Source organism: Cellulomonas sp. Y8, from assembly GCF_008033115.1.
Taxonomy (GTDB): domain Bacteria; phylum Actinomycetota; class Actinomycetes; order Actinomycetales; family Cellulomonadaceae; genus Cellulomonas.
On record NZ_CP041203.1, the window covers coordinates 2,173,840 to 2,186,498 of the forward strand.

Here is a 12,659-nt window from a genome sequence, read left to right on the forward strand (position 1 = left end):
CGTGACCTCCCCCGGGGGTGCGGAGGCCGCCGACCGCGGCCCCGCGACGGCCCCGGACGCGGACGACGCCCCGACGTTCGACCCCGCCGTCCCGGTCTCCGAGCAGCTCGAGGTCACGCCGGCCGCCCAGATGGCCCGGCTCTCGCTGGCCCGGTTCCGCTCGGTGGCCCGGTCGAAGGGCTACCGCCCGGGCCAGGCACCCCGCGCGCGGTCGCCGCTCTCCCCCGCGGAGCTCGGCGGCGCCGGCGTGCACCCGCGCGACCCGCTGACCGTGTCCGCGACGATGGCTTCGCTGTTCCGGGACCGCGGCTGGGTGCAGGAGGTGTCGGTCGGCGGGGTCGTCGGCCGGTGGCGCGAGGTCGTCGGCGACCAGATCGCCGACCACTGCACGCCGGAGACCTTCACCGAGGGGGTGCTGGTGGTCCGGACCGACTCCTCGGCGTGGGCGCAGCAGCTCAAGATGCTGGCGCCGCAGCTCGTCCGGCGGATGGCCGAGGACGTGGGCGAGGGCGTCGTGAAGGACGTGCGGGTGCTCGGCCCGCAGGGGCCGGGGTTCGGCAAGGGCCGTCGCTCCGTGAAGGGCCGCGGGCCCCGGGACACCTGGGGCTGACCGGACGGCGCTCTCCCCCGCGCCACGACGCGGCGGAGCGCGTCCACAGGCAGGGCGGTTCGCAGGGGTTTCCGGCGCGGGGCCGGGTACACTGGGAATCGACATCTCTGGCGCGTCTGCGCCGGTCCAGGACGCACGATCTCCGTCGTCGTGGAGTGATCCGCCCTCCCGCGCGGAGGACGGCCGCCTCCGCCGCGTGTGAGAACTGAGGAGCACCACCGCCCGTGGCTGACCAGAGCCCCTCCACCGGACCTTCCTCCGCCGCACCCGGGGGGACGGTGAACGGGACTCCCGCCTACGACGCGTCCGCGATCACCGTCCTCGAGGGCCTCGAGGCCGTCCGCAAGCGTCCCGGCATGTACATCGGCTCCACCGGCGAGCGCGGCCTGCACCACCTCGTGTACGAGGTCGTCGACAACTCCGTCGACGAGGCCCTCGCCGGCTACTGCGACCACATCGAGGTCACGCTGCTCGCCGACGGCGGCGTCCGCGTCGTCGACAACGGCCGCGGCATCCCCGTCGCGATCCACCCCACCGAGGGCCGGCCGACGGTCGAGGTCGTCATGACGATCCTGCACGCGGGCGGCAAGTTCGGCGGTGGCGGGTACGCCGTGTCGGGCGGCCTGCACGGCGTCGGCATCTCCGTGGTGAACGCGCTCTCCACCAAGGTGCAGACCGTCGTCAAGCGCGACGGGTTCACCTGGGAGCAGGACTTCGCGGACGGCGGCAAGCCGAACGGCGAGCTCCGCCAGGGCGAGGCCACCGAGGAGACCGGCACCTCGCAGACCTTCTGGGCCGACCCCAGCATCTTCGAGACCGTCGAGTTCGACTTCGAGACGCTGCGCTCCCGGTTCCAGCAGATGGCGTTCCTCAACAAGGGCCTGCAGATCTCGCTGACCGACGAGCGCCCGCAGCACGGCGACACCGAGGACGAGGTCGCCGGCGACGACACCTCCGCCACGGACGCCCCCGCGGCCCGCACCGTCACCTACAAGTACGACGGCGGCCTCGTCGACTACGTGAAGCACCTGAACTCGGCCAAGAAGGTCGACCTCGTGCACCCCGAGGTCATCGACTTCGAGGCCGAGGACACCGAGCGCAAGATCTCGGTCGAGGTCGCGATGCAGTGGACCAGCGCCTACTCGGAGTCGGTGCACACCTACGCGAACACCATCTCCACCACCGAGGGCGGCACGCACGAGGAGGGCTTCCGTGCGGCGATGACCTCCCTGGTCAACCGCTACGCGCGCGACAAGGGCATCCTCAAGGAGAAGGACGACAACCTCACCGGCGACGACATCCGCGAGGGCCTGACCGCGGTCGTGTCGATCAAGCTCGGCGAGCCGCAGTTCGAGGGCCAGACCAAGACCAAGCTGGGCAACACCGAGGCCAAGACCTTCGTGCAGCGCGTGGTCAACGAGCAGTTCGGCGACTGGCTCGACTCGCACCCGAACGAGGCCAAGGACGTCATCCGCAAGGCCATCCAGGCGTCCCAGGCGCGCCTCGCGGCCCGCAAGGCGCGGGAGGCCACCCGCCGCAAGGGCCTGCTCGAGTCCAACTCGATGCCCGGGAAGCTGAAGGACTGCCAGTCCAACAACCCCGCCGAGTGCGAGATCTTCATCGTCGAGGGCGACTCCGCCGGCGGTTCGGCCGTCCGCGGCCGCAACCCGCAGACCCAGGCGATCCTCCCGCTGCGCGGCAAGATCCTCAACGTCGAGCGGGCGCGCCTCGACCGTGCGCTCGGCAACGCCGAGGTCCAGGCGCTGATCACGGCGTTCGGCACCGGCATCGGCGAGGACTTCGACCTGTCCAAGCTGCGGTACCACAAGATCGTGCTCATGGCCGACGCCGACGTCGACGGCCAGCACATCCGGACGCTGCTGCTCACGCTGCTCTACCGGTACATGCCGGAGCTGATCCTCAAGGGCCACGTCTACATGGCGCAGCCCCCGCTGTTCCGCATCAAGTGGTCGAACGCGCCGCACGACTACGTGTACTCGGACCGCGAGCGGGACGCCGTGCTCGCCGACGGCCAGGCCAACGGCAAGCGGATCCCGAAGGACAACGGCATCCAGCGGTACAAGGGTCTGGGCGAGATGGACTACTCGGAGCTGTGGGAGACCACCATGGCGCCGGAGCACCGCACGCTGCTGCAGGTCACGCTCGACGAGGCGGCCGCGGCGGACGAGATCTTCTCGGTGCTCATGGGCGAGGACGTCGAGTCCCGCCGCTCGTTCATCCAGCGCAACGCGCGCGACGTCCGGTTCCTGGACATCTGACCGCGCCCGACACTCCGCACGACCCCGGCGCACGCCGCGCGCCGGGTCCGTCCCACCGAAGGACCCTGACCTGTGACTGAGCTGACCGGCGACAACATCGAGCACGGCCGCATCGACCAGGTGGACCTGCAGCTCGAGATGCAGCGGTCCTACCTGGACTACGCGATGGCCGTCATCGTGGGCCGCGCGCTCCCGGACGTCCGCGACGGCCTCAAGCCGGTGCACCGCCGCGTCCTGTACGCCATGTACGACGGCGGCTACCGGCCCGACCGGCAGTTCTCCAAGTGCTCGCGCGTCGTCGGCGACGTCATGGGCAAGTACCACCCGCACGGCGACACGGCGATCTACGACGCCCTGGTCCGCCTGGTGCAGGACTGGTCGCTGCGGTACCCGCTGGTCGCCGGCCAGGGGAACTTCGGCTCCCCCGGCGACGACCCGGCCGCCGCCCCGCGGTACACCGAGTGCAAGATGGCGCCGCTGGCCATGGAGATGGTCCGGGACATCGACGAGGACACCGTCGACTTCCAGGACAACTACGACGGCCGCACCCAGGAGCCGTCGATCCTGCCGTCGAGGTTCCCGAACCTGCTGGTCAACGGCTCTGCCGGCATCGCGGTCGGCATGGCGACCAACATCCCGCCGCACAACCTGCGCGAGGTCGCCGAGGGTGTCCGCTGGCACCTGGACAACCCCGAGGCGTCGAAGGAGGAGCTGCTCGCCGCGCTGCTCACCCGCGTGAAGGGCCCCGACTTCCCCACCGGCGCCACGATCCTCGGCCACCGGGGCATCGAGGAGGCGTACCGGACCGGCCGCGGGTCGATCACGATGCGCGCCGTCGTCGAGGTCGAGGAGATCCAGGGCCGGATCTGCCTCGTCGTCACCGAGCTGCCCTACCAGGTCAACCCGGACACCCTGGCCAAGAAGATCGCCGACCTGGTCCGCGAGAACCGCGTCCAGGGCATCGCGGACATCCGCGACGAGACCTCCGGCCGAACCGGCCAGCGCCTGGTCATCGTGCTCAAGCGCGACGCCGTCGCCAAGGTCGTGCTGAACAACCTGTACAAGCACACCCAGCTGCAGGACACCTTCGGCGCCAACATGCTCGCGCTGGTCGACGGCGTCCCCCGCACGCTCAGCCTCGACGCCTTCATCCGGCACTGGACCACCCACCAGCTCGACGTCATCGTCCGGCGGACCAGCTTCCGGCTGCGCAAGGCCGAGGAGCAGATCCACATCTACCGCGGCTACCTCAAGGCGCTGGACGCGCTCGACGAGGTCATCGCGCTCATCCGCCGCTCCCCCGACGCCGACGAGGCACGCTCGGGCCTGATGGCGCTCCTGGACATCGACGAGGTCCAGGCCAACGCGATCCTCACCCTGCAGCTGCGCCGCCTGGCCGCCCTGGAGCGCCAGCGCATCCTCGACGAGTACGCCAAGCTCGAGCAGGAGATCCTCGGCTACCGGGCGATCCTCGAGTCGCCCGAGCGCCAGCGCGGGATCGTCCGCGAGGAGATGGACGAGATCGTCGACAAGTACGGCGACGAGCGCCGCACGACGATCCTGCCGTTCGACGGCGAGGTGTCGGTCGAGGACCTCATCGCCGAGGAGGAGATGGTCGTCACCATCACCCGCGGCGGCTACGCCAAGCGGACGCGCTCGGACAACTACCGGGCGCAGCGCCGCGGCGGCAAGGGCGTGCGCGGCGCGCAGCTGCGCGAGGACGACATCGTCGACCACTTCTTCGTGACGACGACGCACCACTGGCTGCTCTTCTTCACGAACCTCGGCCGCGTCTACCGCGCCAAGGCGTACGAGCTGCCGGAGGGCGGGCGAGACGCCAAGGGCCAGCACGTCGCGAACCTGCTGGCGTTCCAGCCGGGCGAGAAGATCGCCCAGGTCCTGGACCTGCGGGACTACGAGCAGGCCGAGTTCCTGGTCCTCGCGACCAAGCGCGGCCTGGTCAAGAAGACCCGCCTGGCGGAGTACGACTCCAACCGCTCCGGCGGCGTCATCGCGATCAACCTGCGCGAGGACGAGGACGGCCTGCCCGACGAGCTGGTGTCGGCGCGGATCGTGGACTCGGTCAACGACCTGATCCTGGTGTCCCGCAAGGGCCAGTCGCTGCGGTTCACCGCCACCGACGAGGCGCTGCGCCCGATGGGCCGGGCCACGTCCGGCGTCACCGGCATGAAGTTCCGCGCCGACGACGAGCTGCTCGCGATGGACGTCGTCCGCGAGGAGGCGTTCCTGTTCACGGTGACCCAGGGCGGTATCGCGAAGCGCACCGCCCTCACCGTGGAGAACTACCGGGTCCAGGGCCGCGGCGGCCTCGGCATCAAGGTCGCCAACCTCCCCGAGGCGAACGGCGACCTGGTCGGCGCGCTGGTCACGGACGCGGACGACGAGGTCCTGGTCATCATGGAGCGCGGCAAGATCGTCCGCTCCGCGACCTCCGAGGTGAACGCCACGGGCCGCACGACCCAGGGCGTCATCTTCGCCAAGCCCGACAACGGGGACCGGATCATCGCGGTCGCGCGGAACATCGAGCGTCACCTCGGTGACGAGGCGGGTACCGTGGGTGAGTCGGGCGAGCCGGACGTGACCACGTCCGCGGCCCTCGAGGACACCAGCGCCACCACAGCTCCGGACGCCCCGGTGGCTGACGAGACCTCCGAGGAGGACGCGTGACCGACACGCCTCCGTCGATCCCGCCCCGCAAGGGCGACGCCGGCGACAAGCCGACCGGCCGCACCGCCACCGAGCAGGCCGAGCGCGCCACCGCGCCGGCCGCGAAGAAGGCGCCGACGGCGGCCTCCCCCGCCGCCAAGGGCCCGGCGACCAAGGCCACGCCGGCCGCCGCCCAGGGCGGCTCCGCGCGCCCGTCCGCCGCCGCGGCGACGACCACCACGCAGGAGCCGGTCCGGCCGGCCGCCGCGGGCGGGTCGTCGACCTCCGGTGCGGCGGCGGGTGCCGCGGGTGCCGCTGCGGGTGCCTCTGCGCCCAAGCCCGGGGCCGGCAAGGCCACTCCCACCGCGGCGCGGCCCTCCGGGACCTCCGCGCTCGGCGGCTCCGGCCCGCGCCGGGTGCGGCTCGCGGTCTCGCGCGTCGACCCGTGGTCGGTCATGAAGCTGTCGTTCCTCATGTCCGTCGCGATCGGCATCATGATCGTCGTCGCGACCGCCGTCGTGTGGATCACGCTCGACTCGCTGCACGTCTTCGCGACGATCAACGACCTCGTCACCGAGATCCTCGCCGACTCGAACATCGACCTCATGCAGTACGTCGAGTTCGACCGCGTGCTCTCGATCGCCACGCTGGTCGCGGTCGTGGACATCTTCCTCATCACGGCGCTCGCCACCATCGGCGCGTTCCTGTACAACATCACCGCCGCGCTGGTCGGTGGCGTGCACGTCACCATGACGGACGAGTGACCCCCGGTTTGGGCGGGACGCCCCGGCTGGGGTAGTCTCGTCCGGCACGCCAGCACGCTGGTGTGCGGAGGGCCTATAGCTCAGACGGTTAGAGCGCTTCCCTGATAAGGAAGAGGTCAGAGGTTCAAGTCCTCTTAGGCCCACTCCCGAAGCCCCGTGGAGGAATCCATGAAGAAGCTGCTGCTCCTCGCGGCGGTCGCTGCCGCGGGTTACGTCCTCTGGACGCGGTACGCCGCCGAGCGCGACGACCGCGACCTGTGGGCCGAGGTCACCGACTCGGTCGAGTAGACCTCCTCTCCGCCGCCTGCCGCGCGGCCGGAGCCCGGCCGTCCCGCCCGCGGGTGGGACCGCACGGGGCCATGGCGCAATTGGTAGCGCACCTGCTTTGCAAGCAGGGGGTTAGGGGTTCGAGTCCCCTTGGCTCCACCACAGCATCTCCCCCTTCTCGCGCGCGGAATCCCGCCCGCCGGACGTCGACCCGCCGCTAGCGTGGGCGTCCCGCCGCCGAGGAGCAGCCCCGGCGGCCGACGCCGCGGGAGCCGTTCGCGTGACCGACCAGCCTGCTCCCCCCGCCCGCGGTCCCGTCGAGACGTCCGGCGCGGCCCGGACCTCGCCGCCGAGCGCGCCCGGCTCCGATCGCTGGTCCCTCGCCGCCGCCGACGCGTGGACCGTCGTCAGCCGCTGCCTGGCCATCCTCCTCGGGCTGCTCGCCGTCGCGGGAGCCGTCGGCCTGGTGTCGGACGTCGCCGCCGGCGGGGGTGGCCAGGCGATCACGAGCATCGCCTGGATCGGCGGGCTCGCCTGGCTCGTGCACGCCCTGGCGACGCTCGTCGTGGGGTACCCGGCCGGGCTGTTCGTGAGCCGGCTGCTGCCCGTCGGGGCGTCCCGGGCGGGCGCGGGGGTGGCGTACGCGCTCGCCGGCGCCGGGTGCGGCGCGGGCACGATCGTGGTGCTGAGCGGGCTCGCGGACGCCGACTTCCCGGGGTGGCCCTGGGCAGTCCTCGGCGCGGTGGTCGCCGGCGGGGCCCGGATCTGGGCGCACGGCACCATCCGCCGCCGCCACGCGGCCCCGGCGGGCGCGCCGGGCGTCTTCCGGGGCCGCTGACGGGCGCCCACCCCGGGCGCCCACCCCGGGCGCCCGCCCCGGACGCTCCCCGGCCCACGCACGACGGCGGCCCGGCACCCTCGCGGGTGGCCGGGCCGTCGTCGCGTCGTGCTCGCGGTGCTCAGGCGGGCGTGGACCCCTCGTCCGTGCCCGACGTGCCCTCGGCGGCCGTGTCCGGCTTCTTCGGCGCGGCGCGGCGCGGGGTCGCCTTCTTGGCGGCCTCGGTGACCTTCTCGGTGGCGTCGGCGACGCGCTCCTCGGCGGCCTCGCGGACCTCCGCGACGCGCTCGGCGGCCTTGTGGGTCGCCTCGCGGCCGCGGGCGACGGCCTCGCCGGCGGCCTGGCCGACCGCGTCCGCGGCGTCGCCCGCGCGGGCGCGGAGCTGGTCGGCGGCGGGGGCCTCGGGCTCCCACGGCTCCGCCCACGGGTCGGTCGTCGTGCGCGAGCGGGTCCACGCGAACACCGCGGCGCCGGCGCCCAGGATCGTGGCGAGCAGGAAGAAGCGCTTGGCACCCTTGTGCTGCTTCTTCTCGGCAGCCTTCGCCGCGGCGGCGGCAGCGGCGGCCGCCTTCGCCGCCTGCTTCTTCGCCTTGCCCGAACCGGTCTCGACGACCTGCTCGACCGTGGCGCCGGCACGCTCGGCCGCCTCGTTCACGGCCTGGACGAGCTTGGGCAGCAGGTCGTCGACGAGCTTGTCGTGCGCGGTGTCGATGACGGGGCTCGCCTTCTCGGCGGCCTTCTCCACGCGCGGCGCCGCGGCCTTGACGCTCTCCTTGTACAGGTGGTCGATGCGCGGGATCAGCCACTCGACGGCGGCCTCCACGCGGGGCTGCGTCCACTCGACGGCCTGGCCGGCGGCGCCCTTGGCGAGGACCGCGGCCTCACCGGCCTGGACCTTGGCGGTCGCCGCGAGCTTGCCGGCGCCCTCAGCGGCCTTGCTGCCCGCGTCTGCGAGGGCAGCGGCGGCCTGGCCCTTGAGGCGCTCGGACGTCAGGTGATCGGTGACGGCTTCGATCTTGCTCCGTCGGGTCAGGAAGGCCATGTCCACACTCTCCTGCTCGGGCTGGTCAGGTGGCTCCCCACTCTGCCACCGTCCGGCCTCCCGCGCAGGTGGCAGCGCTGTGTTCGTCCGGGGAGAACACCGGTTCCTCACCCGGCCGACCCACACGTCCGCGTGACAGGATGGCGGGCATGCACGCGACCCTGCACACGAACCGTGGCGACATCCGCCTGGAGCTCTTCGAGAACCACGCCCCGAAGACCGTGGAGAACTTCCGCGGCCTCGCGACCGGTGAGAAGGAGTGGACCGACCCGGCGACGGGCGAGCCGCGCACCGGCTCCCCGCTGTACGACGGCGTCATCTTCCACCGCGTCATCGACGGCTTCATGATCCAGGGCGGCGACCCGCTCGGGCGCGGGACCGGCGGCCCGGGGTACACCTTCGACGACGAGATCCACCCCGAGCTGCGGTTCTCCGAGCCGTACCTGCTCGCGATGGCCAACGCCGGCCTCCGACGCGACCCGATCACGGGCCAGGTGGGCGGCACGAACGGCTCGCAGTTCTTCATCACCGTGACCGAGACGCCGCACCTCAACGGCAAGCACACGATCTTCGGCAAGGTCGTCGACGCGGAGAGCCGCGCCGTCGTGGACGCGATCGCCACCACCCGCACCCGCCCGGGCGACCGCCCGGTCGAGGACGTGGTGATCGAGTCGGTCTCGTTCGAGTCCTGACGCCTCGATGACCCAACCGCAGCCGGGCCCTGCGCCCACACCCCCGCCCGTCTGCCCGCGGCACCCCGACCGCATCGCCTACGTGCGGTGCCAGCGGTGCGGCCGGCCGACCTGCCCGGAGTGCCAGCGCCCGGCTGCGGTGGGCATCCAGTGCGTCGACTGCGTGCGCGACGCCCAGCGCCAGCAGCGGCCGGCGCGGACCGCGTTCGGCGGTCGCATCACCGGGGGGCGCCCCGTCGTCACGCTCACGCTGATCGGGCTGTGCGTCGTGAGCTACGTGCTCCAGCTCACGAGCGACACCTGGACCCGGGACCTCGCGTTCGCGCCGTTCATCGGCGAGGCCGAGCCGTGGCGGTTCCTCACGGCCGCGTTCCTGCACTCGACCGGCAACATCGCGCACATCGCGTTCAACATGATCGCGCTGTGGTCGGTCGGACCCTTCCTCGAGGCCTCGCTGGGCCGGTGGCGCTTCCTCGCGCTGTACCTGCTGAGCGCCGTCGGCGGCTCGGTGATGGTGCTGCTGCTGGCGTCGCCGGTCGAGCTGTCCTGGGTGACCGGCGTCGTCGGCGCCTCGGGAGCCGTGTTCGGCCTCTTCGGTGCGGTCCTGGTCGTCCTGCGCCGCGTGGGGCGCTCGGCGGGCGGCATCGTCGCCGTCATCGCCATCAACGCCGTCCTCGGCTTCGTCCTGCCGGGCGTGGCCTGGCAGGCGCACCTCGGCGGCCTGATCGTGGGCGCCGCGCTCGGCGCGGCCTTCGCCTACGCCCCGCGGGAGCGGCGGACGCTCGTCGCGGCCGGGTCGTGCGCGGCGGTCGCCGTCCTGCTGGTCGGCGCCGCCGTCGTGACCTACGCGGGGGTCTGAGGGCGATCCCCAGCGATGCTCACAGGTGTGGAATTACACCGGTGTAGTTATCCACAGGGTTGTGCACCGCTGGGGACAGGGCCGCCGATCGCGCTGATCTGCCGCGGTTTCACCGGGAACCGGCTGGGGACAACCGCGCCGGGCCTGGGGATACCGGCCGGAGACCGCGCCGCGCTGCGCAGCCGGCACGCGGCCGGCGGGAGCGTGACCGGGACCGGGCCGGGCGACGTCACCGTCCGCCCGGCCACGACGGCCCGGTCACTTCCAGCGGGTGGCCATCCCGAGGCCCACCAGCGCGAACGCGAAGCCGATCGCGAGGTTCCACGACCCGATCCCGGGGATCGGGAAGTCGAAGTTCGTCAGGTAGGTGACGACGATCCACGCCAGGCCGACGAGGAGCAGGCCGCCGAGCACGGGCACGAACCACGGCGGGTTGACCGTGGGACCGGACGAGCGCTCGGTGGGCGCGGTGTAGTGCGACTTCTGCCGCGTCCTGGACTTGGGCACGGGATGCTCCTGACCTCGACCGTCTAGCTCGGCGGATCCGGCCCGCGCCGCGCTGCGGACGCGCGCACGGACCCGCGTGGACGTGGCCTAGCGTAGTGGCGGAGAACCGAGGGGGATGAGCGTGCCCGAGCAGCACCCTGAGCGTCGGGCCCACGGGGTCCACGCGGCGCCGGCGGCGCCGGACGACACGGGCGCGCCCGGGAGGCCGTCCGCAGAGCCCGGAGGGGCCGCCGGACCGTCGTCGCCCGCCCAGCCGTCGGCCCGGCTGCGCGCCGCGCGCGAGCACGCGCAGCACCGCATCCAGCGGCACCGCCGGGGTCGCGCGCTGCGCGGCACGCTGTCGATCGGCCTGGTCATGGCCCTGGCGGGCGCGCTGTTCACCGCGAACGCCCGGCTCGCCAGCGGGACGGACACCCGGCAGCCGCAGGACCTCGCCGGGCTTCAGGCCAACGAGGACCTCCGCCGGGAGCGGCTGGCCGACCAGGTCGCCGCTCTGCGGTCCGAGGTCGACGCGCTCACGCAGACCCAGACCGACTCGGTGGGCCTCGAGTGGCAGTCGGCGGGGGAGGCGTTCGACATCGCCTCCGGCAAGGTGGCCGTGACGGGGACGGGCATCACCGTCAGCCTCGACGACGCACCGCCCGACGGCCCGCGCGTCGCGGGCGCCGGCCCGGACGACCTCGTCGTGCACCAGCAGGACCTCCAGGCGGTCATCAACGCCCTGTGGGCCGGGGGAGCGGAGGCGATGGCCCTCATGGACCAGCGCGTCATCTCCACCAGCGCGTTCCAGTGCATCGGCAACGTGCTGTCGCTCCAGGGCCGGCGGTACTCCCCGCCGTACGTCGTCACCGCCGTGGGCGACCCCGAGGAGCTGCTCGACGCGCTCGCCGAGGACCCCGCCGTGCGCGCCTACCGGTCCTGGGTGGACGCCGTCGGGCTCGGGTACCAGGTCACCCGCCCCGAGCAGGGCGTGCAGGTGCCTGCCTACGATGGCTCGGTCGACATGCGGTACGCCAGCGTGCCGTCCGGCACCGAGGTCCTCCCGGGTCTCGTCGCCGACGGGAGCACCGCCACGAGCACCGGGGCGGGTCCCGCCGCGCGTCAGGAGGACACCGAGGGATGAGCGGGACCGAGATCACCCGGCCCGACGCGGACGGCCGCGGCGCCGGTCCGGGCGGGTCCGGCGCGGCCGGCTCCGGCACGGGCGGAGGGCGGCGCGCGGGTCGGTCGCGCGACCGGCAGCCGTCGCGCGGGGGCGGCGTCGTCCTCGGCGCCGTCGGGGTCCTGGGCGAGCTGCTCATCACCGCAGGCGTCCTGCTGCTGGCGTTCCTCGCCTGGCAGCTGTGGTGGACCGACGTCGAGTCGAACCGCGAGCAGGCCCAGCTCGTCCAGGAGCAGGGCTGGGACGAGCCCCTGGCACCGCTGGAGGCGTCCGACGGCCCCGCGATCGTCACGCCGCGCTACGACGAGCCACCCGTCATGGCCGAGCCCGAGTACCTCACGACGTTCGCGTCCATGCGCGTACCGCGCTGGGACGGCGAGCCGACCCGCACCATCACGCAGGGTACCGACCGGCCGAACGTGCTCAACCCGCTGGGCGTCGGGCACTACGAGGGCACCGCGATGCCCGGGGGCGTCGGGAACTTCTCGCTGGCCGCGCACCGCACGACGTACGGCAAGCCGTTCAACCGGATCGCGGAGCTCCAGGAGGGCGACCCGATCGTGGTGTGGACCGAGGACACCTGGTACGTCTACCGCGTGACGTCGTCGCAGATCGTCATGCCCGACGACGTGCAGGTGATCGCCCCGGTGCCCGACCAGCCCGGTGCCGAGCCGACCGAGCGCTTCATCACCCTGACGACCTGCCACCCGATGTTCTCCGCGCGGGAGCGGTACATCGTGCACGGCGTCCTGGACTACTGGGCCCCCGTCTCCGAGGGCGTGCCCGCCGAGCTCGCGGAGGTCTCCTGATGTACGGGTGGCTGTGGCGGCACCTGCCCGGACCGGCCCTGGTGCGCGTCCTGATCCTGCTGGTCCTCGCCGTGGCCGTCCTGGCCGCGTGCTTCGTGTGGGTGTTCCCCTGGCTCGCCCCGTACATGCCGTTCAACGACACCACCGTGGGGGAGGGCTGACG

Annotated in this window: 13 protein-coding genes and 2 tRNA genes; 13 read left to right on the plus strand and 2 right to left on the minus strand. The window is 72.9% G+C overall.

The window, feature by feature from the left end; translation table 11 throughout:
- The first annotated feature begins 1 nt into the window (after nt 1).
- From FKM96_RS09905 to FKM96_RS09935, 8 genes are all read left to right on the plus strand, one after another.
- Complete coding sequence (locus FKM96_RS09905) at nt 2-610, plus strand: DUF721 domain-containing protein (RefSeq protein WP_246855299.1); 609 nt, start codon at nt 2-4, stop codon at nt 608-610.
- Nucleotides 611-888: 278 nt separating this feature from the next.
- On the plus strand, nt 889-2,889 hold the full coding sequence (gene gyrB / locus FKM96_RS09910) for a DNA topoisomerase (ATP-hydrolyzing) subunit B (RefSeq protein ID WP_246855370.1): 2,001 nt from the start codon (nt 889-891) through the stop codon (nt 2,887-2,889).
- Nucleotides 2,890-2,961: 72 nt separating this feature from the next.
- Nucleotides 2,962-5,577, plus strand: a complete 2,616-nt coding sequence (gene gyrA, locus FKM96_RS09915) for a DNA gyrase subunit A (protein ID WP_147795087.1) — start codon at nt 2,962-2,964, stop codon at nt 5,575-5,577.
- Nucleotides 5,574-6,320, plus strand: coding sequence for a DUF3566 domain-containing protein (locus tag FKM96_RS09920; protein ID WP_210417408.1), 747 nt, complete (start codon nt 5,574-5,576; stop codon nt 6,318-6,320). Before gyrA ends, FKM96_RS09920 begins: the two co-directional genes overlap by 4 nt.
- A 69-nt stretch (nt 6,321-6,389) precedes the next feature.
- Nucleotides 6,390-6,463: transfer RNA gene (locus FKM96_RS09925), tRNA-Ile, on the plus strand.
- Nucleotides 6,464-6,488: 25 nt separating this feature from the next.
- Nucleotides 6,489-6,608 carry a DLW-39 family protein gene (locus tag FKM96_RS21050; protein ID WP_210417409.1) on the plus strand — a complete coding sequence of 40 codons (120 nt, stop codon included), beginning with the start codon at nt 6,489-6,491 and terminating at the stop codon, nt 6,606-6,608.
- 65 nt (nt 6,609-6,673) lie between these two features.
- Nucleotides 6,674-6,749 (plus strand) — tRNA-Ala (locus FKM96_RS09930).
- 118 nt (nt 6,750-6,867) lie between these two features.
- Nucleotides 6,868-7,425, plus strand: coding sequence for a hypothetical protein (locus FKM96_RS09935; protein WP_147795088.1), 558 nt, complete (start codon nt 6,868-6,870; stop codon nt 7,423-7,425).
- A gap of 121 nt (nt 7,426-7,546) precedes the next feature.
- Here FKM96_RS09935 and FKM96_RS09940 read toward each other — a convergent pair whose 3' ends face one another.
- Complete coding sequence (locus FKM96_RS09940) at nt 7,547-8,467, minus strand: hypothetical protein (RefSeq protein WP_147795089.1); 921 nt, start codon at nt 8,465-8,467, stop codon at nt 7,547-7,549.
- 149 nt (nt 8,468-8,616) lie between these two features.
- Here FKM96_RS09940 and FKM96_RS09945 point away from each other — a divergent pair, with 149 nt between their 5' ends.
- Both FKM96_RS09945 and FKM96_RS09950 read left to right on the plus strand, forming a co-directional pair.
- A complete protein-coding gene (locus FKM96_RS09945) occupies nt 8,617-9,159 on the plus strand; it encodes a peptidylprolyl isomerase (protein ID WP_147795090.1) in 543 nt (180 codons plus the stop codon).
- A gap of 163 nt (nt 9,160-9,322) precedes the next feature.
- Nucleotides 9,323-10,018, plus strand: coding sequence for a rhomboid family intramembrane serine protease (locus FKM96_RS09950; protein WP_371300513.1), 696 nt, complete (start codon nt 9,323-9,325; stop codon nt 10,016-10,018).
- A gap of 258 nt (nt 10,019-10,276) precedes the next feature.
- Here FKM96_RS09950 and FKM96_RS09955 read toward each other — a convergent pair whose 3' ends face one another.
- Nucleotides 10,277-10,525 carry a cell division protein CrgA gene (locus FKM96_RS09955; RefSeq protein ID WP_147795092.1) on the minus strand — a complete coding sequence of 83 codons (249 nt, stop codon included), beginning with the start codon at nt 10,523-10,525 and terminating at the stop codon, nt 10,277-10,279.
- 121 nt (nt 10,526-10,646) lie between these two features.
- Here FKM96_RS09955 and FKM96_RS09960 point away from each other — a divergent pair, with 121 nt between their 5' ends.
- Genes FKM96_RS09960 through FKM96_RS20655 form a run of 3 tightly spaced genes read left to right on the plus strand, consistent with a single transcriptional unit; the run spans nt 10,647 to nt 12,657 of the window.
- Nucleotides 10,647-11,648, plus strand: coding sequence for a DUF881 domain-containing protein (locus FKM96_RS09960; protein ID WP_246855300.1), 1,002 nt, complete (start codon nt 10,647-10,649; stop codon nt 11,646-11,648).
- Complete coding sequence (locus tag FKM96_RS09965) at nt 11,645-12,496, plus strand: class E sortase (protein ID WP_147795093.1); 852 nt, start codon at nt 11,645-11,647, stop codon at nt 12,494-12,496. Before FKM96_RS09960 ends, FKM96_RS09965 begins: the two co-directional genes overlap by 4 nt.
- Complete coding sequence (locus FKM96_RS20655; RefSeq protein WP_166938077.1) at nt 12,496-12,657, plus strand: hypothetical protein; 162 nt, start codon at nt 12,496-12,498, stop codon at nt 12,655-12,657. The genes FKM96_RS09965 and FKM96_RS20655 overlap by 1 nt, the downstream gene beginning before the upstream one ends.
- Nucleotides 12,658-12,659 lie beyond the last annotated feature (2 nt).

Bases quoted from the DNA above. Each gene is read 5' to 3' on its own strand.
- FKM96_RS20655 (WP_166938077.1), top strand. From the start codon at position 12,496: ATGTACGGGTGGCTGTGGCGGCACCTGCCCGGACCGGCCCTGGTGCGC.
- FKM96_RS21050 (WP_210417409.1), top strand. From the start codon at position 6,489: ATGAAGAAGCTGCTGCTCCTCGCGGCGGTCGCTGCCGCGGGTTACGTC.
- FKM96_RS09945 (WP_147795090.1), top strand. From the start codon at position 8,617: ATGCACGCGACCCTGCACACGAACCGTGGCGACATCCGCCTGGAGCTC.
- FKM96_RS09940 (WP_147795089.1), bottom strand. From the start codon at position 8,467: ATGGCCTTCCTGACCCGACGGAGCAAGATCGAAGCCGTCACCGATCAC.
- FKM96_RS09965 (WP_147795093.1), top strand. From the start codon at position 11,645: ATGAGCGGGACCGAGATCACCCGGCCCGACGCGGACGGCCGCGGCGCC.